This window comes from Photobacterium lucens (assembly GCF_009873615.1).
GTDB lineage: Bacteria > Pseudomonadota > Gammaproteobacteria > Enterobacterales > Vibrionaceae > Photobacterium > Photobacterium lucens.
This window is the reverse complement of sequence record NZ_SSMG01000375.1, coordinates 1-22,575: the sequence shown is the minus strand read 5'-3', so window position 1 is coordinate 22,575 and position 22,575 is coordinate 1. Positions and strand designations below refer to the sequence as shown.

General features: G+C 42.5%; 22 protein-coding genes. 4 read left to right on the top strand and 18 right to left on the bottom strand.

Annotation, left to right across the window (positions count from 1 at the left end):
* Nucleotides 1–68: 68 nt before the first annotated feature.
* From rnhB to rpsB, 15 genes are all read right to left on the bottom strand, one after another.
* Nucleotides 69–680 (bottom strand): ribonuclease HII, encoded by a 612-nt coding sequence (gene rnhB, locus E5A76_RS15615; protein ID WP_161119473.1) that lies wholly within the window; start codon nucleotides 678–680, stop codon nucleotides 69–71.
* Nucleotide 681: 1 nt separating this feature from the next.
* Complete coding sequence (lpxB, locus tag E5A76_RS15610) at nucleotides 682–1,824, bottom strand: lipid-A-disaccharide synthase (protein WP_161119472.1); 1,143 nt, start codon at nucleotides 1,822–1,824, stop codon at nucleotides 682–684.
* Entirely contained in the window at nucleotides 1,824–2,612 is a 789-nt protein-coding gene (lpxA, locus tag E5A76_RS15605; protein ID WP_008986240.1) for an acyl-ACP--UDP-N-acetylglucosamine O-acyltransferase, read from the bottom strand. The genes lpxB and lpxA overlap by 1 nt, the downstream gene beginning before the upstream one ends.
* Nucleotides 2,609–3,064, bottom strand: a complete 456-nt coding sequence (fabZ, locus tag E5A76_RS15600; protein WP_008986239.1) for a 3-hydroxyacyl-ACP dehydratase FabZ — start codon at nucleotides 3,062–3,064, stop codon at nucleotides 2,609–2,611. The genes lpxA and fabZ overlap by 4 nt, the downstream gene beginning before the upstream one ends.
* Nucleotides 3,065–3,159: 95 nt before the next feature.
* Entirely contained in the window at nucleotides 3,160–4,188 is a 1,029-nt protein-coding gene (lpxD, locus tag E5A76_RS15595; RefSeq protein ID WP_053989485.1) for a UDP-3-O-(3-hydroxymyristoyl)glucosamine N-acyltransferase, read from the bottom strand.
* 114 nt (nucleotides 4,189–4,302) lie between these two features.
* Entirely contained in the window at nucleotides 4,303–4,812 is a 510-nt protein-coding gene (locus E5A76_RS15590; RefSeq protein WP_008986237.1) for an OmpH family outer membrane protein, read from the bottom strand.
* 18 nt (nucleotides 4,813–4,830) lie between these two features.
* Nucleotides 4,831–7,257, bottom strand: a complete 2,427-nt coding sequence (bamA, locus tag E5A76_RS15585) for an outer membrane protein assembly factor BamA (protein ID WP_053989486.1) — start codon at nucleotides 7,255–7,257, stop codon at nucleotides 4,831–4,833.
* Nucleotides 7,258–7,292: 35 nt separating this feature from the next.
* Nucleotides 7,293–8,648, bottom strand: coding sequence for a sigma E protease regulator RseP (rseP, locus tag E5A76_RS15580; protein WP_053989487.1), 1,356 nt, complete (start codon nucleotides 8,646–8,648; stop codon nucleotides 7,293–7,295).
* Nucleotides 8,645–9,841: a 1-deoxy-D-xylulose-5-phosphate reductoisomerase gene (ispC, locus tag E5A76_RS15575; protein ID WP_161119471.1), complete on the bottom strand. Its 1,197-nt coding sequence runs from the start codon at nucleotides 9,839–9,841 to the stop codon at nucleotides 8,645–8,647. The genes rseP and ispC overlap by 4 nt, the downstream gene beginning before the upstream one ends.
* A gap of 58 nt (nucleotides 9,842–9,899) precedes the next feature.
* A complete protein-coding gene (locus tag E5A76_RS15570; protein ID WP_045065461.1) occupies nucleotides 9,900–10,748 on the bottom strand; it encodes a phosphatidate cytidylyltransferase in 849 nt (282 codons plus the stop codon).
* A gap of 101 nt (nucleotides 10,749–10,849) precedes the next feature.
* Nucleotides 10,850–11,611 (bottom strand): isoprenyl transferase, encoded by a 762-nt coding sequence (locus E5A76_RS15565; protein WP_053989490.1) that lies wholly within the window; start codon nucleotides 11,609–11,611, stop codon nucleotides 10,850–10,852.
* Between the two features lie 69 nt (nucleotides 11,612–11,680).
* A complete protein-coding gene (gene frr / locus E5A76_RS15560) occupies nucleotides 11,681–12,238 on the bottom strand; it encodes a ribosome recycling factor (RefSeq protein WP_008986231.1) in 558 nt (185 codons plus the stop codon).
* Between the two features lie 76 nt (nucleotides 12,239–12,314).
* Entirely contained in the window at nucleotides 12,315–13,043 is a 729-nt protein-coding gene (gene pyrH, locus E5A76_RS15555; protein WP_008986230.1) for a UMP kinase, read from the bottom strand.
* Nucleotides 13,044–13,135: 92 nt separating this feature from the next.
* Nucleotides 13,136–13,981, bottom strand: a complete 846-nt coding sequence (gene tsf / locus E5A76_RS15550; protein WP_107167205.1) for a translation elongation factor Ts — start codon at nucleotides 13,979–13,981, stop codon at nucleotides 13,136–13,138.
* A 119-nt stretch (nucleotides 13,982–14,100) separates the two neighbouring features.
* On the bottom strand, nucleotides 14,101–14,829 hold the full coding sequence (gene rpsB, locus E5A76_RS15545) for a 30S ribosomal protein S2 (RefSeq protein ID WP_008986228.1): 729 nt from the start codon (nucleotides 14,827–14,829) through the stop codon (nucleotides 14,101–14,103).
* A 371-nt stretch (nucleotides 14,830–15,200) separates the two neighbouring features.
* On the opposite strand from rpsB, the gene map reads away from it, so the two are divergent.
* Nucleotides 15,201–16,040 (top strand): type I methionyl aminopeptidase, encoded by an 840-nt coding sequence (map, locus tag E5A76_RS15540; RefSeq protein WP_053989492.1) that lies wholly within the window; start codon nucleotides 15,201–15,203, stop codon nucleotides 16,038–16,040.
* Between the two features lie 125 nt (nucleotides 16,041–16,165).
* Nucleotides 16,166–18,787: a bifunctional uridylyltransferase/uridylyl-removing protein GlnD gene (glnD, locus tag E5A76_RS15535; RefSeq protein WP_161119477.1), complete on the top strand. Its 2,622-nt coding sequence runs from the start codon at nucleotides 16,166–16,168 to the stop codon at nucleotides 18,785–18,787.
* Nucleotides 18,788–18,850: 63 nt separating this feature from the next.
* Here glnD and E5A76_RS15530 read toward each other — a convergent pair whose 3' ends face one another.
* The 3 genes from E5A76_RS15530 to E5A76_RS15520 form a co-directional block, all read right to left on the bottom strand.
* Nucleotides 18,851–19,297: a flavodoxin gene (locus tag E5A76_RS15530; protein WP_161119470.1), complete on the bottom strand. Its 447-nt coding sequence runs from the start codon at nucleotides 19,295–19,297 to the stop codon at nucleotides 18,851–18,853.
* A gap of 92 nt (nucleotides 19,298–19,389) precedes the next feature.
* A complete protein-coding gene (gene truC / locus E5A76_RS15525; protein ID WP_161119469.1) occupies nucleotides 19,390–20,127 on the bottom strand; it encodes a tRNA pseudouridine(65) synthase TruC in 738 nt (245 codons plus the stop codon).
* Between the two features lie 9 nt (nucleotides 20,128–20,136).
* Complete coding sequence (locus E5A76_RS15520; RefSeq protein WP_161119476.1) at nucleotides 20,137–20,457, bottom strand: YqcC family protein; 321 nt, start codon at nucleotides 20,455–20,457, stop codon at nucleotides 20,137–20,139.
* A 198-nt stretch (nucleotides 20,458–20,655) separates the two neighbouring features.
* Here E5A76_RS15520 and E5A76_RS15515 point away from each other — a divergent pair, with 198 nt between their 5' ends.
* Together E5A76_RS15515 and E5A76_RS15510 are read left to right on the top strand one after the other, a co-directional pair.
* On the top strand, nucleotides 20,656–21,696 hold the full coding sequence (locus E5A76_RS15515; RefSeq protein ID WP_187695659.1) for a DUF3549 family protein: 1,041 nt from the start codon (nucleotides 20,656–20,658) through the stop codon (nucleotides 21,694–21,696).
* Nucleotides 21,697–21,721: 25 nt separating this feature from the next.
* Nucleotides 21,722–22,036: a DUF3301 domain-containing protein gene (locus E5A76_RS15510; protein ID WP_008986221.1), complete on the top strand. Its 315-nt coding sequence runs from the start codon at nucleotides 21,722–21,724 to the stop codon at nucleotides 22,034–22,036.
* Nucleotides 22,037–22,575: the final 539 nt, after the last annotated feature.

Here is a 22,575-nt window from a genome sequence, read left to right as displayed (position 1 = left end):
TATTGAGGCAATAAAAAAATGGCACAGCTGAATGCTATGCCATCGATATTGTCATTCTGGTGAGCGGATTAATCTAAACCAAGAATACGTTTAACAGGCTTAAAGCTTTTACGGTGCTGATCAATCGCACCATGTTGCTCTAACGCTTCAAAGTGCGCTTTAGTTGGGTAGCCTTTATGTTTAGCAAAACCATATTGCGGATATTCAGCATCTAATGCTTCCATCTCACGATCGCGCGTTACTTTGGCAATAATGGATGCAGCACTGATCTCAGCAACACGTAAATCCCCTTTCACCACAGCTTGGGCTGCCATTGGTAATTCAGGGACTTTGTTACCATCAATCAACACAAAATCAGGCTGTATGTGTAATCCAGCAACCGCACGCTGCATCGCCACCATGGTTGCTTGCAAGATATTCAGCTCGTCAATTTCATCAGCTTCACAACGACCTAATGACCAAGACAAGGCTTTTTCTTTGATTTCATCAAACAGCAGATTGCGTTTTTTCTCGGTCAGTTTTTTAGAATCCGTTAAGCCTTCTATAGGGTTATTCGGATCTAAAATTACCGCAGCTGTTACAACTGCCCCCACTAACGGACCACGACCGACTTCATCTACCCCTGCAATACAATTAGCTTGAGGGTAAACAAACGGTTCAAATTTTTTTTTCTCGGCCATATTACGCTCTATCAATTAAAGCTAATACTGCATTCGCTGCTTGCTTATCAGCATTACAACGAATGGTTTTATGCATTTGTTCAAATTTTGCCATCAACGCTGATGTATCACCGTAGAGGATCTTATCAACTTCGTGATAAAGCTTCTCTGGCGTGCAATCTTCTTGCAGCAGCTCTGTGACTAGCTCTTCGTCTGCTAAGATATTCGGCAACGATACATACTTGGTTTTAAGCATTTTCTTCGCTAGCCACGCCGTTAATGGTTTGACTTTATAGCCCACCACCATAGGACGTTTAACCAACATGCACTCGAGCGCCACAGTCCCCGATGCAAGTAACACTGCATCTGAGGCAATCATCACGTTACGAGCTGTATCATCCACCAGCACGAAATCAAGCTCTGGTGCTGTCTGTTGCCACGCTTGTTCAAATTGAGTACGACGTTTTTGATTAACAAGCGCCACGACAAAGCCTAACTCTGGATGCTTAACTTTAAGCTGTTTGCACGTTTCAATAAACGGTGGGGCAAGCATTTCCATCTCACTGCCACGGCTGCCCGGTAATACCGCCAGCCAGTGTTTATCAGAATCTAACCCTAATAACGCTTGTGCTGCAGCTTGATCAGTTTGCAATGGGATTGCATCTGCCATAGTGTGGCCGACAAACTCACAAGGAACATTAAACTTATCGTAAAACGCTTTTTCAAACGGTAAGAATGCAAGTACAAGATTGGTCGCAGCTTCGATTTTAAAAATGCGCTTTTGACGCCATGCCCATACTGATGGACTGACGTAATGAACGGTTTTAATACCGCGATCTTTTAAATCTTTTTCTAAGCGTAAGTTAAAATCAGGGGCATCGATACCGATAAACACATCTGGCGGATTATCGCTAAAGTATTTAACTAGCTCTGCTTTGACCTTAAATAATCGAGGTAAGCGACCTAATACTTCAATAATGCCCATCACGGCAAGCTCTTCCATATCAAACAAGGCTTCACAACCTTCAGCTTGCATACGAGGCCCCGCAACACCAACAAACTCTGCGTCTGGGTATTGCGCTTTAACCGCTTTAATAAAACCGGCACCTAAAATATCGCCGGAGATTTCCCCGGCGACAATTCCTATTCGAAGTGGCTTCGTCATTAGCGAATAATACCGCGTGTCGAGTTTTCAAATAGCTTCAAGAATAAACCAATTGATGGGAAATCTTGACTCATTTCCTCAAGTACAGGCTTCACTTCTGCTAGTGTTTTACCAGAGCGGTAAATTTCTTTGTAAGCACGACGAATAGCATGTAGCTCAGGCTTTTCAAAACCACGACGCTTTAAGCCTTCGATATTGATACCGAATGGTTTTGCGTGGTTACCTTGTGCCATCACAAATGGTGGTACGTCTTGAACAACGATAGAGCCACCACCGATAAAGCTATGTGCGCCTACAGTACAGAATTGGTGTACTGGCGACAGTGCAGAAATAATTGCGTAATCTTCAACGGTAACGTGACCGGCTAATGTCGCGTTGTTACCCATAATAATGTTATCGCCAACAACACAGTCATGAGCGATATGGACGTTAACACAGAAAAGGTTATCACTACCGACAATAGTCACACCTTTGTCTTGTACCGTACCACGGTGCATTTGTACGCTTTCACGGATCACGTTGCGATCGCCAATCACAAGACGAGTCGCTTCACCTTGGTATTTCTTATCTTGGCACTCTTCACCGATAACTGCGAATGGGAAGATACGGTTATCTTTACCGATCACAGTTGGACCTTTGATCACAACATGTGACATCACTTCAGTACCTTCACCGATTTCAACATCAGTGGCAATATAAGTGAATGGGCCAACTTTCACGTTAGCGCCAATCTTTACCCCGTCTTCAATGACTGCTGACGGGTGAATTTGTGCGGTTTCATGGATCATGAGAATACTCGTCGTGCACATTTAAGTTCAGCAGAACACACTACTTCGCCGTCAACTTTCGCTACGCCGTTAAACATAGCAATACCACGACGCTCTTTTAGAAATTCAACTTCTAGTACAAGTTGATCACCAGGACCTACTGGTTTACGGAATTTCGCTTTATCGATACTTGCAAAGTAATACAGTTCATTCTCGGCTGGCGCACCAAAGGTTTTAAATGCTAGTAAACCTGTTGCTTGTGCCATTGCTTCTAGGATCATGACGCCTGGAAATACCGGCATATTAGGGAAATGACCAGTAAATTGAGGCTCATTGACAGAAACATTTTTAATAGCTGTTAACGTCTTACCTTCATCATAGTTGATCACACGATCAATCATTAGGAATGGGTAACGGTGAGGAAGCAGTTCCTGAATTTCTGTGATGTTTAGCGTCTTATTTTCGCTGGTCAAAACTAAATTCCTGTCTTAATGAGAATAAAATAATATTCAATATCAATGCAAAACGGCCTACACAAAGGTAGGCGCGTTAACTTATTAGGTAAAACTTACTTATCTTTTGCTGCTAATTCTTTCTCAACAGCCTTTAGACGCTTATTCATTTCGTCAATACGATGAACACGCGTTGCAGTCTTACGCCACTCGCGATTGGTTTGTAATGGGATGCCTGAAGAATACATACCTTTTTCTTCAATACTACGCATTACCATGCCCATACCAGTGATAGTCACACCATCAGCAATTTCAATATGGCCATTTAATACCGACGCACCGCCAATGATGCAGTATTTACCAATTTTGGTACTACCTGCGACAATTGTACCACCCGCCATCGCTGTACCATATCCGATCTGCACGTTATGGGCGATTTGCATTTGGTTATCAATGATAACGTTATCCTCGATAATGGTGTCATCAAGTGCGCCACGGTCAATTGTAGTACATGAACCAATTTCAACACGGTTACCAATACGAACCGAGCCAAGCTGAGGAATTTTAACCCACTCGCCTTTATCATTAGCGTAGCCAAAACCATCAGCGCCAATAACAGTGCTTGATTGCACTAAACAATCACTACCTAGCTCAACGTTGTGGTAGATAGTTACATTAGCCCAAAGCTTAGTGTTATCACCAATCACTGCATTTTTGCCAATAAAACAACCTGCGCCCACTTGTACGTTATTGCCAAGCTTAACACCTGCTTCAATCACTGCATTGTGGCCAATCGCTACATTGTCACCAAGTTCAGCAGTAGGATCAACAAACGCAGAAGCGGCAATATCAGAAGCTGCAGCCGGTGTTGTATCGAGTAACTGTGCAACTAATGCATAGCTTAAGTAAGGGTCCTTAACGACTAATGCATTACCTTGGAAGAACTCTACATCCGCTTCTCGTAGCATTACTGCATCAGCCTTACATTCAGCAAGTTGCTTGCGGTATTTGCTATCAGAAAGGAACGTTATTTGACCTTCCACTGCCTTGCCCATTCCAGCAATAGAATGAATTTCCACAGAACCATCGCCACGAAGTTCCGCACCTAATTTTTCAGCTAGTTTAGCAAGAGTGATTGCAGCCATATTTACCTTATACCTATTGTAACAACAGCCACAAAAGTGGCTGTTTGATACCATAACCACCGATATATTGGGTGAAATGCCAATATATCGGTCATTATTGCTTTGTGTTACTGATTATTTTACCGCAGCAATCACTTTAGAAGAAAGATCATCTTTCTTATTTGCGAATAAAACTGCTTGTGCATCAAGTACAACATCGTAGCCATTCTTCTTCGCTACAGAGTCGATTGCAGTACGGATTTTCTTAACAAGCTTTTGCTCTTCTTCCATACCACGGCGACGTTGATCTTCTGCTAGTGCTTGTGCTTTTAGCTTGTAATCAGAATCAAGTTGAGCAAGTTCACGTTGAAGCTTTTGACGTTGATCTGAGCTCATTAGCTCACCATCACGCTTCATCTTGTCGATTTTGCTCTTCATCTTTGTTTCGATTGAACGTAGTGCCGCTACACGACCACTAAATTCTTTCTTCAACTTATCTTGAACCTTGTAACGCTGAGCTAACTCAGACATTGCCTGACCGGTAGATACGTAACCAATTTTTTGTGCAGCTTCAGCTGCATTAGCGTACATTGACGAAGATAGAATTACCAAGCCAAGACTTGCTGCTTTAATCCATTGTTTCAAAAGTTCTCTCCTCAAAAATTAGAATGTCTGACCAATGGTGAATGTGAAGAATTCCTCATCATCCCCTTCATATTTCTTGATAGGCTTAGCTACCGAGAATACAAGTGGACCCATTGGCGACATCCACTGTAATGCTGCACCGTAAGACGCACGGATCATATCTGGTTTAGAATAGTCTTCCAGTTTTTGACCATCGCTACTCTTATAGTTCAAGTTATATTCGGTATCCCAAACAGAACCTGCATCAACAAAGAAACTGGTGCGAATTTGATTCTTAAGCTCATCTGATACTAATGGAGTCGGAACAATAAGTTCCATACTCGCAAGAGCAATTGCGTTACCACCAGCAGCATCATCTGTACCTGTCGCACAGTTGTTGTTACCTTGTCCATTAACACCACAACCACCAACAAACACAGCTTTTGGACCTACTGTATTTGAACGGAAACCACGGATCGTACTAAAACCACCGGCATAGAAGTTTTCGTAGAATGGCATTAGCTGATCACTACCGTTATCCGTCTTACCATAACCGTTACCGTAACCTAAACGACCACGTAGTAATAAGGTGTAATCTTGTTTTTCCGTTAATGGAATGTACTGGCGCACGTTATAGTTCGCTTTAAAGTACTGTGAATCAGAACCTGGGATTGTCATCTTAAATGAGAAATCTTGACGGTTACCTGATGTCGGGAAGTAACCACGGTTCAAATTGTTACGTGTCCAGCCAAATGTCCAGCTGAAATCATCCAATTCAATCGCACTGTCACTATCTAGATCAAAACCATGGATCTTCTTAAATTGCTGGATTTGATAATAATCTTGCGTATTAGAGATCTTGTTATGATCGTAACCTAAGCTAAAGTTGAAGTAGTTTAGCTCATTGTATGGGAAGCCCCAGGTTAAGCTCGTACCATAGCTTTGGTTAGTGTAGTCCGAGATATTCGCATCAGAGGCTTCAAACTCGTTGTAGTAAACGCGACCACCTAAGCTCACGTTATTAATCGTGAAGTATGGGTCGTTGTACTCTAGGCTAATGTTCTTAGAGTAATCATTAGTTTGTGCATTGATACCAAAACGGTTACCTGTACCTAAGAAGTTATCTTGAGTAAGGCCGGCTTGGAAACTAATACCTGATTCAGTACCGTAACCAACACCAAAGTTAACACTACCTGAGTTTGCTTCTTTTACGTTGTATTTGATATCTACCTGATCATCTGAACCTGGTACTCGTACAGTCTGTACATCAACATTTTCAAAGAAACCAGTACGGTTCAGACGCGTTTTACCTGTTTCAATCGCTTTTGCGTTTAACCAAGTACCTTCCATCTGACGCATTTCACGACGTAATACTTCATCTTTCGTATTGGTGTTACCACGGAATTCAATATTACGTACGTAAATACGCTTACCTTGTTCAACGTTAACAATCAAAGATACTTCATTGTTCTTATCGTCAAACTCAGGGTAAGTCGTTACTTTAGGGTAGGCATAACCCGCTTCACCTAGATCACGCTTAATCGCTTCTTCTAGCGCAGTAACTTCCGCACCGTTATAAACCGAGTTTGGTTTAAACGTTACTAACTTATCAAACTCTGCAACACGACCTTCTACATCACCACGGAACTGTACATTTTTAACTTTGTACTGATGACCTTCATGGATCTTAAGGGTGATGTATACACCTTTTTTGTCTGGCGAGATCGAGACTTGTGTTTCTTCTAAACGGTACTTTAAGTAACCATTATTTAGGTATTGAGAACGTAGCGCTTCTAAATCGCCTTGTAACACCTGCTTTTGATACTTTTCATTCGCCATAAAGTTCCACCAAGGCACATCGTCCTTAAGTGTGAACTTACTGCGTAATTCATCATCACTGAAAACATGGTTACCTAAAATGTTAATCTGCTTAATTTTTGCAGACACACCTTCAGTGAAAACAAATTTAACATCAGCACGATTACGAGGTAGAGGTGTCACTACCGCTTCTACTGTCGCGTTGTATTTACCAACACTGTAGTAGAAATCCTCAAGCCCTTTTTCAATCTTTCGTAGCGTTGTACGATCTAAAGCTTCGCCTACTCGTAAGCCTGACGCTTCCAAGTTTTCTTTAAGCTGTTCAGCTTTGATCGCTTTATTACCAGCGAAAGTGATATTGGCAATAGTAGGACGCTCAGTCACATCTATCTGAAGTGTATTACCGTCGCGGTAAACTTTAATATCTTCGAAGTTGCCAGAAGCATAAAGTGATTTAATTAGTTCTGAAATATCCTGTTGATTAACAGTATCTCCAACGCGAACTGGCATCTTTAACAATGCAGCACCTAACGTGACACGCTGAAGCCCTTCAAAACGAATGTTATCAACTACAAAATTATCTTCCGCACTATGCGCAACGCTACTGGTTAAAAGCAGCGATGCGACCAACAGTTTTTTAATCGCCATTACTGTTCTGATTATTCCTTGCTAAAAACGCATTATTAAAGACGGGTAAAATCATTGAATAGCGCAACGGCCATTAACGCAACCAAAATGGCTGATCCCACTCTATAGCCAATATCCTGAATTCGTTCTGAGACAGGACGACGAGTCACCGCTTCGATAGCGAAGAACATTAAATGCCCTCCATCTAACACTGGTAGCGGTAACAAATTAACTATACCTAAATTGACACTAATCAATGCCAAAAAGCCGAGAAAATACACTAAACCAAAATCGGCAGTCATCCCCGCCCCTTTCGCAATGGAAATAGGCCCGCTTAGGTTTTTTATTGCAACATCACCTGTAAACAACTTCGTTACCATATCGAATGTTAAGGTTACTAGCTGTTTTGTCTTTTCAGTAGCCTTCACTACTGCTTCAAGTGGACCAAACTGTAAATTAATTTTGTACGACTCAGGCCATGGTTCAATAGATGGCGCTAAACCGACATAACCAATTTTACTACCGTCAGGCTCAACCTTACTATGAGGTACAAGTGATAACACCACTGGTTGCCCATCACGTAAGACTTCAACAGATAATTGTTGTTCTGGGTGCGTACGCACGGCATCAACAAACTGCTGCCACTCAGTTACAGGTTTTTCATCAATTGCTACAATCTTATCATTTAATTTAAATCCTGCATCTACTGCAGCACTATTATCCACCAATTGCGCGACATTTAACGTAATTGCAGGTCGATAAGGCATAATACCTAAGGTATTTAGCACTTGCTGTGACTCAGGATCATAAGACCAATGTGATAAATCTAAAGTGCGAGTAACAACAACATTGCTATTAGGCTCGGTTGCTGTGATCTGCATTGTTTTATCACCGATATGAGAAACCATTGCCATATTGGCAGATTCCCAATCAGAAGTTTCGATTCCTGAAACTGATTTAAGTTCCATTCCAGGTGTGATTCCTGCTTGCGCCGCGATCGATTGTGGCGCAACTTCACCAATAACAGGTTTAAGAGCAGGAACCCCAATAAGATAAACTACCCAATAGGCAAAAATCGCAAACAAGAAGTTAGCTAGCGGACCTGCCGCAACAATCGCACTTCGCTGCCAAAGCTTTTTATTATTAAACGCCATATGACGCTTTTCAGCAGGTACTTCTTCCACCCGCTCATCAAGCATTTTTACATATCCACCTAATGGGATAATCGCAAGGGTATATTCGGTACCATCCTTACCAACTCGGCGCCATAACGACTTACCAAAACCAATAGAAAATCGTTCTACATACACACCACAACGACGTGCAACCCAAAAATGTCCAAATTCATGAACTGCGATTAAGATCCCAAGAGCAACTAAAAAAGCACTTAAATTGCGGATAAATTCAATCATGCAAATTCCTTGATGATGATATCGGAAGCCAGTTGACGAGCTTGTTTATCTATTTCCATTACCTCTTCAATATCTTGAGGTTCCACAAGCTCGGCTATTTCTAGCACTTTTTTGTTCACTTTAGCAATATCAGTAAAACGAATTTGACCGGATAAAAACGCAGCGACAGCAATTTCGTTCGCAGCATTCAATGTTGTTGTTGCTGCTTGACCTTGATAACAGGCATCAATGGCTAGCTTCAAACACGGGTAACGGTCAAAATCCGGCTTCAAAAATGTAAACTCACCGACTTGACTAAAATCTAGTGGCGCAACACCTGCCTCTACACGCTCAGGATAAGCCATCGCACAAGCAATCGGCGTACACATGTCCGGCAATCCCATCTGAGCGATCACTGAGCCATCTTTATACTGCACCATCGAATGGATCACTGATTGAGGATGAATAATCACATCCATTTGCTCACGGCTAGCATTAAATAACCAGCGCGCCTCAATATACTCTAGACCTTTATTCATCATTGTGGCTGAATCCACAGAGATTTTAGGTCCCATAGACCAGTTCGGATGCGCTATCGCCATTGCCGGCGTTACATCATCAAGCTCACTAATATCAGTATATCTAAACGGACCACCTGAGCCTGTGAGCAACACTTTACTCACACCCGATGCGGATAAATCACAACGTCCCATACGCTGTTGGATCTCAGCGGGTAGCGATTGGAAAATCGCATTATGCTCACTATCAACAGGTAACAGTTCAGCGCCGTGCTTTTCACATGCATCAATGAACATTTGACCTGTCATCACCAGCGCTTCTTTATTAGCAAGCAAAATACGCTTACCTTTTTTCACCGCAGCCATCGTAGGTAATAAACCCGCCGCGCCAACAATAGCAGCCATCACAGTATCAACGCACTCTAATGCTGCTACATCACAAACACCCTGTTCGCCAGACAGAACACGAACATCTAACCCGTGCTGTTGTAGTTTTTGTTCAAGTAATTTTGCAGCATCAACATCAAACATCGCTGCATATTGTGGCTTCCATAACTGACAAAGTTCAAACATCTTATCGACATTTGAACCTGCTGCTAACGCCGTTACTTCAAATAATTCAGGGTTATTTGCAATAACATTTAAAGTACTACTACCAATCGAGCCTGTGGCACCAAGGATCGTTAACTTACGCATAAATTCACTTACATTTACAAAAAAGGCAGCGTAATGGCTGCCTTAAAAAAGAGATGGCTTACATTAACCAGAGATAGAGTAATGCAAAAACGGGTATTGCTGCGGTTAGGCTATCAATACGATCTAAAATACCGCCATGACCTGGTAAAATATTACCACTGTCTTTCACGCCAGAAGCACGTTTAAACATGCTTTCAACCAAATCGCCTAACACTGAAATCACTACAGTAATAATAGCAATCAATAACAAGCTTGAAATCGATACAAATGGAATCGCCAGTAAATTCGCGCCAATCCAAGTAATGATAACCGCTAACACCACACCACCAATTAAGCCTTCGATCGTTTTATTAGGGCTAACTGCTGGCGCCATTTTGTGTTTACCAAAGCGTTTGCCAGAGAAATACGCACCAGTATCTGCTGACCAAACAAGGAAACACACCAGCAAAACTAGCTTAGCACCATGATAAGGATCATTGCTGTAATCCACTGCACGTAACATTAAAATACTCCAAAAAAATGGCAGTAATGTTAGTAGGCCGAAAAGTTGTTTTACAAAAGAATTAGATGCCCATAACTTATCGGTTTTGGGATAGGTTATCGCTAAGAAAGAAGCAATTAACCACCAAATGCCACCGATCAGTAATACGCTATGTAGACCACCACTTAATGCTGATAGTGATGTTGCATCTACTGGTAATAACACTAGGCTTGCACCCAATGCAATCACAGGTAGAACCATCGCACTAATACGAGATGATGCATTAACAAATTGAGTCCATTCCCAAAAACCAACAAGGGTTACAGCTGCAATCGCAGCAACAAAGGCAGGAAATGGTAAGAAGAAAATACCCGCAATGACAAGTGGTGCGAGGATTAATGCGGTAATTATTCGTTGCTTTAGCAAACTGCGTCCTCTATATAATTATTGTATAGGCTCAAAGCCCTAGTTGTTGTAAATAATAACGCCAACGCACATCTCTGCGCATTGGCGAAAAATAATAACTTTTATTTTAACAATGCTTGTATCTGTTCGCCTGTACAACCAAAACGGCGCTCACGAGTCACAAACCACGCTACTGCGTTCATCAAACTCGCTTCATCAAAATCAGGCCAGTGTTGCTCAGTAAAATACAACTCAGCATAAGCGGTTTGCCACAGCATAAAGTTGCTGATTCGGCACTCGCCACTGGTACGGATCAACAGATCAACATCAGGAAGCCCATAGGTTGAAAGACCGGATTCTAAATCCTGCTCTGTGAGTTCGCTGATATCAAGATCATTATCAACGGCGCGCTGTGCTAGCTGTTTAGCCGCTTCAAGAATGTCCCATTGACCACCATAGTTGGCTGCAACATTGAGCACCATACCTGTATTATCTGCGGTTAATGCTTCTGCCGTGGCAATTTTTTCTTGTAAGCGTCCGCTAAAACGCGTCGTATCACCGATGATACGTAATCGAATATTATTTTTATGTAGCCTTTTTACTTCACGACTTAATACGGTCATGAAAAGCTCCATCAATAGTGAAACTTCAGCTTCTGGACGACGCCAGTTTTCACTACTAAAAGCAAAGAGCGTTAATGCTTTAATACCAAGACGATTTGCAGTAGAGACTGTCTTTCGCACGGCTTCTACGCCAGCCTTGTGACCAAACACCCGAGCTTTGCCTTTGGCTTTTGCCCAACGACCATTACCATCCATAATCACTGCGATGTGGTTTGGAAGACAATCTGCCGAAAGCCCAGCCTCGATTGAATGCTCTGCCATCTCTATCCCTCAAAAAAAAGCGCCGTGCTGCACGCACAGCGCTCCTAATCATTTAAAACTAGTTACGTTTTAAACTTCCATTAACTCTTTTTCTTTCACTTCTAGAACAGCATCGATGTTCTTGATAGCGTCATCAGTTAGTTTCTGAATTTCGTCTTGTGCACGACGATCATCATCTTCAGAAATTTCTTTGTCTTTTAGTAGCGCTTTAACGTTCGCGTTAGCATCACGACGGATGTTACGTACAGCAACACGACCTTGCTCAGCTTCTGCACGTACAATCTTAACAAGATCGCGACGACGCTCTTCTGTTAGCGGTGGTAGTGGAACACGGATCACAGTACCAGCAGACATTGGGTTTAAACCAAGATCTGACATCATGATAGCTTTTTCAACTTTAGGCGCTAGTTCACGGTCAAATACTGTGATTGCTAGTGTACGTGCATCTTCAGCAACAACGTTAGCAACTTGGTTTAGCGGCGTGTTTGCACCGTAGTACTCAACAGAAATAGTATCAAGTAGGCTTGGGTGTGCACGACCTGTACGGATTTTCACTAGTTGGTTTTTCAGTGCTTCAACACTTTTTTCCATGCGCGATTGCGCGTCTTGTTTGATTTCGTTAATCACGATAAATACCCTTGATTATTCGGTCACAATAAAAAAGCTATTATTACTTTTTTAGTTAATCAGTTGTCCACTGTGCTTAAGCGCTAGTGATTAGCGTACCTTCTTGCTCACCCATTACTACACGACGTAGTGCGCCTGGCTTATTCATGTTGAATACGCGAATAGGCATCTTGTGGTCACGAGCAAGTGTAAATGCCGCTAAATCCATTACTTTTAATTCTTTTTCAAGCACGTCTTGGTAGCTTAGCTTATCACAAAGAGTTGCATCTGGGTTTTTAACTGGATCATCTGTATAAACACCGTCCACTTTGGTTGCTTTCAGTACAACATCAGCTTCAATTTCAATACCACGTAGACATGCAGCTGAATCTGTTGTGAAAAAAGGATTACCCGTACCCGCAGAGAAAATAACTACACGACCTTGACGTAATTGGCTGATCGCATCAGCCCAGTTGTAGTTATCACACACACCGTTAAGAGGAATAGCTGACATTACTCGAGCGTTCACATAGGCACGGTGCAAAGAATCACGCATTGCTAAGCCGTTCATTACAGTTGCTAGCATACCCATGTGGTCGCCCACAACTCGGTTCATACCTGCTTCTGCAAGGCCTGCACCACGGAATAAGTTACCGCCACCAATAACTAGGCCTACTTGTACGCCTAATTCAACGAGTTCTTTGATCTCTTGAGCCATACGGTCAAGAACTTGTGCGTCAATGCCGAAACCTTCTTCGCCTTGTAGTGCTTCACCACTTAGCTTAAGCAAAATTCGTTGATAAGTTGGTTTTGGATTTGTGGTCATGTGTTTTACCTTCCAGGCTAACTTGAGATATGGAGTTGTAAAAAGACCGCAGCCATGGCTACGGTCTTCTATAAGCTATTCGCTAAAAAGGATTAACCTTTTTGAGCCAATGCTACTTCTTCAGCGAAGCTTAGGCCTTCTTGCTTCTCGATACCTTCACCAACTTCTAGGCGAACGAAACCAGAAACAGAAACACCAGCTTCTTTAAGCACGTCACCTACAGTTTTCTTAGGTTCCATGATGAAAGCTTGACCAGTTAGAGAAACTTCGCCAGTGAACTTCTTCATGCGGCCTTCAACCATCTTTTCAGCGATTTCTTTAGGCTTGCCTTCGTTCATTGCGATTTCAACTTGAACTTCGCGCTCTTTAGCAACTACGTCTGCTGGTACGTCAGATGGGTTAACGTACTCTGGCTTAGATGCAGCAACGTGCATTGCAACGTGCTTAAGAGTTTCTTCGTTACCGTTACCAGCAACAACAACACCGATACGCTCACCGTGACGGTAAGTAGCGATTTGCTCGCCTTCGATGTAAGCAACACGGCGAACAGAAACGTTCTCACCGATCTTAGCAACTAGAGCAACACGTGCTTCTTCGAATTGTGCTTGAAGCTCTTCAACAGATGCTTTGCTAGCTAGAGCAGCGTCAGCTACTTCGTTAGCGAAAGCAAGGAAGTTACCATCTTTAGCAACGAAGTCAGTTTGACAGTTAACTTCTACAAGAGCTGCAGTAGTTTCGTTGTTCTTGATGATGATAGTACCTTCAGCAGCTACGTTACCCGCTTTTTTAGCAGCTTTAGCAGCACCGCTCTTACGCATGTTTTCGATTGCTAGCTCGATGTCAGCGTTAGCTTCTACTAGCGCTTTTTTACATTCCATCATGCCTGCGCCAGTACGCTCACGCAGTTCTTTAACTAGGGCAGCTGTAACTGTTGCCATTGTCATAATCCTCAGATTTAATTCTTTGAGTAAAAATCAGGGGCCTCTAGCGGCCCCTGGTAACCATTCTTAGTTTACACAAGGTAACTTAAGAGGCTCTGTAAAGTACCAAGTACTTATTAAGCTTCAGCTACGAAACCGTCTTCTTCAGCTTGAACAGCGATATCTTGGTTGCGAGCTTCTTTAACAGTTTGAGCTACAGCACCAGTGTAAAGCTGGATCGCACGGATTGCGTCATCGTTACCTGGGATAACGAAGTCAACACCGTCTGGATCTGCGTTTGTATCAACAACAGCAAATACTGGGATACCTAGGTTGTTAGCTTCTTTAATTGCGATGTGCTCACAATCAGCACCAACTACGAACATTGCGTCTGGTAGACCGCCCATGTTCTTGATACCACCTAGTGATTTCTCAAGCTTTTCCATTTCACGAGTACGCATTAGCGCTTCTTTCTTGGTTAGCTTCTCGAAAGTACCATCAGTAGATTGAGCTTCAAGATCTTTAAGACGCTTGATTGACTGACGAACAGTTTTCCAGTTAGTCAGCATACCACCCAACCAACGGTTGTTTACGTAGTACTGGTCACAGCTTACTGCTGCTTCTTTGATTGATTCGCTAGCTGCGCGCTTAGTACCAACGAAAAGAACTTTACCTTTACGAGCTGCAATTTTTTCAATTTCAGCTAGTGCTTCGTTGAACATTGGTACAGTTTTTTCTAGGTTGATGATGTGTACACGGTTACGAGCGCCGAAAATGAATGGCTTCATTTTTGGGTTCCAGTAACGAGTTTGGTGACCGAAGTGTACACCAGCCTGAAGCATGTCGCGCATTGATACAGTTGCCATTGAATAATCCTCTATGGGGTTAGGCGTCCACATATCCCATCTTAAAACCGACCCGATGACAGCAATGAGCTATCGTTATCTAATTCGAAGATAACCGAGCACCCCGGCAGATGTGTCGATATGTGTGAATAATAAAATTAAGTATGTATGACTCAATCAAGTTGCACCTTCGTACCTATATATTAGTGCTAAAGCAAAAATACACTTAGTATGAAAGTAACAAAATCACTGATCACGGCGCGCTTTATACCACATATTTAGTCGCTAAATCCAGTCAAATCTGGTTATGAGAATTAATCTTATCTTTCCATTCTCCCCTAGCGACTGGTAACATAGCGTTATAGCAAAACATCCGATATAGAGACGATTATATGAGCATTAAGATCAAAACGGCTGAAGAAATCGAAAAAATGCGCGTAGCGGGCCGTTTGGCTGCTGAAGTGCTAGAAATGATCGAACCCCACGTTAAAGCTGGTGTAACTACCGAAGAGCTTGATCGTATTTGTCATGACTACATCACTAAAGAGCAACAAGCGATCCCTGCACCGCTAAACTACCACGGTTTCCCGAAATCAATCTGTACTTCAATCAACCACGTTGTTTGTCACGGTATTCCAGCAAAAGCGGATGAAGAAGTACCTGAAGCTAATGGTAAATTCAACAAGCCTGCTGTGCTTAAAGATGGTGACATCATCAACATTGACGTCACAGTCATTAAAGATGGTTACCACGGTGATACTTCTAAGATGTTTGAAGTGGGTGAAGTGTCACTTGAAGACAAGCGTCTTTGCCGTGTTGCACAAGAAAGCCTGTACTTAGCGATCAAGAAAGTAAAACCAGGCGCACGTGTTGGCGATATCGGTACTGCTATTCAAAAATTCATTAAAGCGGGTAATAGCCGTTTCTCTATCGTTAAAGACTACTGTGGTCACGGTATTGGTAACGAATTCCACGAAGAGCCACAAGTGGTTCACTACAAAAACAGCGATCGCACTGTATTGAAAGAAGGCATGTGTTTTACGATTGAGCCAATGATCAACGCAGGTAAATTTGGCTGTGAATCAGATGATCAAGACGGCTGGACTGTTTACACTGTAGACGGTAAGAAATCAGCTCAGTGGGAACACACGCTACTAGTAACAAAAGAAGGTTGTGAGATCTTAACACTACGTAAAGAAGAATCACTACCTCGCCTTATGCACAACGCATAATGGTTACTCAGTTAACAAGATAATAAAAACCGACCATTTGTGTCGGTTTTTTTCTATCTATACATGTTGTTCCGATGTGGTTGTGGTTATAGTAAAGCTAAGATTCAACAATGGCATGGACAGCAATGACGGATACTCTTTCTCTTCAACTTGATAGCTACGCAGATCAAGACATTACCCAAGAAAAACTACGCCAAGCACTAACAGCGTTTGCAGAGCATCAAAAACAACGTTTTTTCCAACATGTTCCTATTGCCGATCTCGTCACTGAACGTAGCCGCTATATCGATCAATTACTCCAACGTTTATGGCATTTTTATGGGTTTTCGCAACAGGAAGATTTAGCGTTAGTCGCGGTTGGCGGTTATGGTCGAAGTGAACTCCACCCCTTATCTGATGTTGATATTCTTATTCTAAGTGAGAGCCCTATTGAGGAAGCTGTCGGTACCAAAATCAGCGAATTTGTTACGCTTTTGTGGGATCTACGCTTAGAAGTAGGACAAAGTGTCCGTACCGTAAATGATTGCTTTAACATTGGTAAAGACGATTTAACCGTTGCAACCAACCTTACCGAAGCCCGCTATCTTTGCGGTAACAAAGCCATCTTCGAACACCTTACTGATGTCTTAACCTCAGAAAAATTTTGGCCTAGCCATGTGTTCTATCAAGCCAAACTTGAAGAGCAGAAAGTCCGTCACGCTCGCTATCACGACACCACTTATAATCTTGAGCCCGATATTAAATCGAGTCCCGGTGGTCTTCGTGATATTCACACCTTAAGTTGGGTTGCTCGTCGTCATTTTGGTGCCACCAGCTTATTTGAAATGAGTCGTCATGGTTTTCTTACTGATGCTGAATATCGAGAACTCGTTGAGTGCCAAAATGAACTCTGGCGGATCCGCTTTGCTTTACATATTGAACTGCGTCGTTATGACAACCGCTTAACCTTTGATCATCAAGCATCAGTCGCAGCAAACCTTGGCTACCAAGGTGAAGGAAATCAAGCGGTTGAAATGATGATGAAAGAGTTCTATCGCACGCTACGCCGCGTTGCTGAGCTTAACAAAATGCTGCTTCAGCTGTTTGATCAAGCAATTATCACGAATAAAAGAGATGTCGCGCCTGTTGTATTAGATGAAGACTTCCAAATTCGTGGACACTTAATTGAAGCGACTAAACCTGCTTTATTTCAGGCTCGTCCAGAAACCATTTTAGATATGTTTCTACATGTAGCGAAAAACTCCGAAATTGAAGGTATTGCAGCGCCAACACTGCGTCAATTGCGCACTGCTCGTCGTCGTTTAAATCGTTTTCTCATTGATATTCCTGCTGCCCGTGAAAAATTCATGGAACTAGTACGCCAACCGAATGCGTTGCAAAAAGCCTTTCGATTAATGCATCGTCATGGCGTCTTATCTGCATACTTACCGCAATGGAGTCACATTGTCGGTCAGATGCAATTTGACTTATTCCATGTCTATACCGTGGATGAGCACAGTATTCGAGTGATCAAAAACCTCAATAAGTTTGCTGATCCCGAAAACAAACAACGCCATCCGATTTGCTGTGAGGTCTATCCCCGTATTGTCAAAAAAGAGCTATTAATCCTTGCCGCTATTTTCCATGATATTGCCAAAGGTCGAAAAGGTGATCACTCAGAGCTTGGGGCAGTAGATGCCTATGAGTTTTGTATTCAACACGGGCTTTCACGCCCCGAAGCCAACATCGTGTCATGGCTGGTGAAAAAGCACTTACTGATGTCTGTCACAGCACAACGTCGTGATATTTACGATCCTGAAGTAGTTGCAGAATTTGCTAAGCAAGTGCGCGATGAGGAGAGACTAGATTACCTTGTTTGTTTAACCGTTGCCGATATTTGCGCCACTAACCAAGACTTATGGAACAGCTGGAAACGTACCTTGCTTGCGGAGCTGTATTACTCCACTCAAAAAGCGTTACGTCGAGGGCTAGAAAACACCCCAGATGTACGAGATCGCATTCGCCACAATCAACAACTAGCGTCAGCCATTTTACGTAGCAAAGGTTTCCAACCTCGTGAAATTGAGGTGTTATGGCAACGCTTTAAAGCCGATTACTTCTTACGTCATACCCATAAACAATTGGCTTGGCATGCCGAAGCACTATTGCAACACGATCATGACAAACCACTCATTTTATTGAGCAAAAAGGCCACGCGCGGTGGTACAGAAGTCTTCGTCTACAGCAAAGATAAGGCCAAACTATTTGCTATTGTGGTGTCAGAGCTTGATAAGAAAAACTTAAGTGTCCATGACGCCCAAATCATGAACAGTAAAGACGGTTACACCCTAGATACTTTCATGGTGCTTGATCCTAATGGTAAAGCGATCAATGAAAACCGCCATACCACGATCCGTCGAGCATTAACCAAAGCGCTCATGGCAATGAAATCAGAGCGAAAAATTCGTCGAGCACCTCGTAAGCTATTGCATTTCAATGTTCCAACAGAAGTCAGTTTTCTACCAACCAAAACCGGTAAAAAGACCATGATGGAGCTGGTTGCCTTAGATATGCCAGGCTTACTTGCTAAAGTGGGCTCAGTGTTTGCCGAGCATAACGTTAGCTTACAGGCCGCCAAAATTACCACCATTGGTGAACGGGCTGAAGACTTCTTTATTTTAGTAAATGAACAAGGTAGCCATCTAACCGAAGAGCAGCAAGAGATATTAAAAGCGTCACTGATCAAAACGATTAATAAACATGCCTGATTTAATCTTCATAACGAACAATTGATTACCAACAAAAAAGCCTGCGTAATGCAGGCTCTCTTTTTAAAGTTGGGTAACAAATTGATCAAACCAGTCTTGCGCCACTTCTAACGGCTCAAAGTGTATACCAGCATCAATATCTAACCTTGGCTGTAATGATTTAGCGCCTAGCTCTGAAAGTAATGCATCAAATTGGCGTCCAGCACCACAGAAACGATCTTCTCCATAACTCGAATCCCCCATAGCAATCACACCAAAACCTTGCTCAGGTAACAATGGGAATTGATCTTGTAATGCGACATACAGCGGCAGTAGATTTTCAGGGATCTCACCTTGCCCTGTTGTCGATGAAATGATCAATACAGTGTCATTTTTGTAATCAAGAAAATCATCGAGTGTCGGATCAAAATACACTTGAGTATCAACTGATGTTGCGCTGCTGGCTAATTCTTCAGCAAGATCTTCTGCGCCACCATAAACAGATCCAATAAAAATACCTAACCGAGCCATTGTGCCCTCCATTGCCACTGTTGCGTTATTACCACTGTGGCAATGATAGGCTTAAAAATCAAGCCAATGAGGTTTAACTTGTGAAAGCGCGATTAGTCTCGCACTAATAGATCTGATGACCAATTAAATGCCGACATTACACGTTGCCATGTTTCATCGATATCAGCACGAATATCAATCGGCTCACCTGTGATCGGGTGAGCAAACTGCAATCTTGATGCATGTAGCATTAAACGATGACAATCATAATGTTCACGGAACATACGATTATGGCGTCCATCACCATGATTAACATCACCAATAATATGATGGCTTAAATGGTGCATATGACGACGTAACTGATGCTTACGCCCTGTCTCTGGTTTCATTTCGACCAAGCAATAACGACTGGTTGGGTAGCGACCTACTGCAATGTCAGTCTCAACTGTAGCAAGTGGTTCATACGCCGTAACGGCAGGCTGCGCTTCTTTCTCTTCCGATGCATTTTTATCGGCGATTTTATCAAGCTCAACCTTGAGTGGATAATCAAGCACCGCTGCTTCTTTTATCCAACCACGTACCACTGCATGATAGGTTTTATGCATATCGCGACCAGCGAACATTGGCATCATTTCTGCTGCAATTTCACTTGATAAACCAAACAACAATACACCTGAAGTCGGGCGATCAAGGCGATGTAATGGGAACACGTGTTGGCCGATTTGATCACGCAATGTTTGCATCACAAAAACAGTCTCATGGCTGTCTAACCAAGAGCGATGCACTAACATACCCGCAGGTTTATTTACCGCAATTAAATATTCGTCACGGTATAAAATTTCAAGTTCCATTACATGTACTCAGTGTTGTTTAAATAGTAAATCAAGCTGACGAGTGATCGCTAAAATCGCCTCAACACCTGCTTGCTCTTTCATGGCCTCTTCAACATAAGGGCTAATTTCAAACCTTTCAGGCAAAGGTAATCGCAGCGCAATTAACTGACCAAATTTTGGTATAAAAATCCATTGCAGCCATTGATGACAATCAAGTGTATCTATTGCAAAAGGCTCTGTACTAGCCAATGCTTGAAGATCAGGAGGCGTTAATTGCCAATGACAATGTTGGCGTAAAACCACTTCTAACTCATCAAGTAGACGCTGGCTATGATGATACTTATCCATTTTTCCTCCTGAACTAAAGCCGCGCAGAATAGCATCGGATAACACATCACCCAAGGATTTGTTCATTTGTGCCTTATTCCACTCTCACAACACTTCATCCCATGTGTTGATATAAAGATAAATCCTTTCGTGAATAGGTAGGATTGCCCCGTTGCAAAAGTTATACTGAATTTCTGATTGAGGAGCACAGATATGTCCATGGATAAATTTCATACACTAACCCAACTACTTGATAATGCAGGCTGTCAGTACAATATTTTTGATCTCGGCCGCCGTGTTAACGAAATTGACGTTTCACAATTTAAAGCGGTAGAAGACAATCGCCAGCCTTATCCATGGCCATTACAGCAACACGCACACTTAGCCATTTCATTTTGGCAGCCAAACCACTCGCCATGGATTTGGTTTTTACGTTTGCCGCTTGACGAACGTGGTTTATTAAAACAAGCCGCTGTGGGTGATTTTATTAAGTATTTGATTGAGGCTATGGGCGCGACACTCAATGCTGAGCCAACAGAAGAAGAGCAAGAAAAACTAGCAGCCAATCCTTATACTTTTAAACCAACTGATGACAAAATGGCTATTTTCCATGCTCAACTTCGTCAACAGTTAGACTTACCTGCCAGCCAATATTATGAGCATGCACAGCATTACTTATCAGGTCAATTGGATTGGGAACAATGGCAAGGTGTTGGCTTACAAGGACTCGCTGATATCTGTGCGCGAATGAAGCAAGAAAATAATGCGACTTATATCCGTAAATCGATTACGAATTTACCGATGACACCACTTTACGCTTTATTGGGCTGTTTAGAGCATTGCTCATTACCAGACACACTGAGTGCGCGTATTAATGAACACCTTGACGCTGAAATCAATAGCGACAATCCTGACATTTTTCTGGTATCAGCATTAATCCGTGCTTTATCTGGCAGTAACACCTCACTGTTACATCAAGCACTTAAGAATATTCTCGATAAGCCTGAACTGTGTCATCGTGAAGTCTTAATTGCCATTGCTGGTCGTTGCTGGGCTGGATTATCAAACACCGACATTGCGGCTAGATTCTTATTACGCCTAGCACAAACAGAAGATCAAGCACTGTTTAATCAGCTGTTTGCCGATCTTGTTATGCTACCTGCTCTACGTGGCATCATGCTGCAAGTATTACATGGTCAAGCGGAGCCTGAATTGATCGCTGCAATTCAAAAATTACAACAACATGCGCGTGGGCAGTAATGAGCCTACTCACGGGAATTAATCGATGGAAAACTTATTAGGAATACTGCTCGTTGCAATCATTGCTTTTTTATTCTGGCAGCAGCGACGACAAACCGAGCTAGCGCAATATTTTATTGAGCAACGCTGTAAAAATATGGGATTACAGCTGCTAAGTTTTGCTAGAGGTAAACACAAGCTTAAAGATCACCATGGTGAATGGGGTTGGCGGACAGTATTTATCTTTGAATTTTCTGCTGATGGGCATGATGCTTATCAGGGCTATTTAGAAATGAAGCGCCTACGAGCAAGTCACTTCTTTATTCCACCGCATCGGTTGCCTGAAGGTGAAGAGTATTAATTCTTAGCCACAAAAAGAACGGGCGCAACATCTGTTGCGCCCTATGGCTTTACATGTAGCATTTCCCGCTACTATGGTGCTCCCTGCTATCAATCCTTGATATACTTAAGTCCCCAGTGTAACCCCAAACTCCATCCAAGAGTTGCTCTTCGGTAGTTCCTTGACCCGTCAATATATCCGATACTGACTCTCTCTCCCGTTCCTGGAGGTGTCCCTACTTCATCCTAAAGTTGTTCCTGACTTCATCAATGAAGGTATTCCCTACTCTATCCTAGAGTGTTCCACTTACTCCATCCTAGAGCGCTATCCCTAAACTTCGTTCCTAAAGTGTCCGTGTCATCCAGACTAGTAAATATCCTAATTTACTGCGCCACATCCTGTAGTGTTCCTGCACAATCCTTGTTAGATAGCTCCGCTATCTATTTCTCATCCTGAGACTAGCTAATCCTTAGCTGTTCCAAATCCCATGTCGTTCCCTTCCGACACGATAAATATTACCGCATTAGTCATTGAGAACAACATATATATAGAATATGAAG

Bases quoted from the DNA above. Each gene is read 5' to 3' on its own strand.
- rnhB (WP_161119473.1), bottom strand. From the start codon at position 680: ATGGCCGAGAAAAAAAAATTTGAACCGTTTGTTTACCCTCAAGCTAAT.
- lpxB (WP_161119472.1), bottom strand. From the start codon at position 1,824: ATGACGAAGCCACTTCGAATAGGAATTGTCGCCGGGGAAATCTCCGGC.
- lpxA (WP_008986240.1), bottom strand. From the start codon at position 2,612: ATGATCCATGAAACCGCACAAATTCACCCGTCAGCAGTCATTGAAGAC.
- lpxD (WP_053989485.1), bottom strand. From the start codon at position 4,188: ATGGCTGCAATCACTCTTGCTAAACTAGCTGAAAAATTAGGTGCGGAA.
- bamA (WP_053989486.1), bottom strand. From the start codon at position 7,257: ATGGCGATTAAAAAACTGTTGGTCGCATCGCTGCTTTTAACCAGTAGC.
- rseP (WP_053989487.1), bottom strand. From the start codon at position 8,648: ATGATTGAATTTATCCGCAATTTAAGTGCTTTTTTAGTTGCTCTTGGG.
- ispC (WP_161119471.1), bottom strand. From the start codon at position 9,841: ATGCGTAAGTTAACGATCCTTGGTGCCACAGGCTCGATTGGTAGTAGT.
- E5A76_RS15565 (WP_053989490.1), bottom strand. From the start codon at position 11,611: ATGGCAGAGCATTCAATCGAGGCTGGGCTTTCGGCAGATTGTCTTCCA.
- pyrH (WP_008986230.1), bottom strand. From the start codon at position 13,043: ATGACCACAAATCCAAAACCAACTTATCAACGAATTTTGCTTAAGCTA.
- tsf (WP_107167205.1), bottom strand. From the start codon at position 13,981: ATGGCAACAGTTACAGCTGCCCTAGTTAAAGAACTGCGTGAGCGTACT.
- rpsB (WP_008986228.1), bottom strand. From the start codon at position 14,829: ATGGCAACTGTATCAATGCGCGACATGCTTCAGGCTGGTGTACACTTC.
- map (WP_053989492.1), top strand. From the start codon at position 15,201: ATGAGCATTAAGATCAAAACGGCTGAAGAAATCGAAAAAATGCGCGTA.
- glnD (WP_161119477.1), top strand. From the start codon at position 16,166: ATGACGGATACTCTTTCTCTTCAACTTGATAGCTACGCAGATCAAGAC.
- E5A76_RS15530 (WP_161119470.1), bottom strand. From the start codon at position 19,297: ATGGCTCGGTTAGGTATTTTTATTGGATCTGTTTATGGTGGCGCAGAA.
- truC (WP_161119469.1), bottom strand. From the start codon at position 20,127: ATGGAACTTGAAATTTTATACCGTGACGAATATTTAATTGCGGTAAAT.
- E5A76_RS15520 (WP_161119476.1), bottom strand. From the start codon at position 20,457: ATGGATAAGTATCATCATAGCCAGCGTCTACTTGATGAGTTAGAAGTG.
- E5A76_RS15515 (WP_187695659.1), top strand. From the start codon at position 20,656: ATGGATAAATTTCATACACTAACCCAACTACTTGATAATGCAGGCTGT.
- E5A76_RS15510 (WP_008986221.1), top strand. From the start codon at position 21,722: ATGGAAAACTTATTAGGAATACTGCTCGTTGCAATCATTGCTTTTTTA.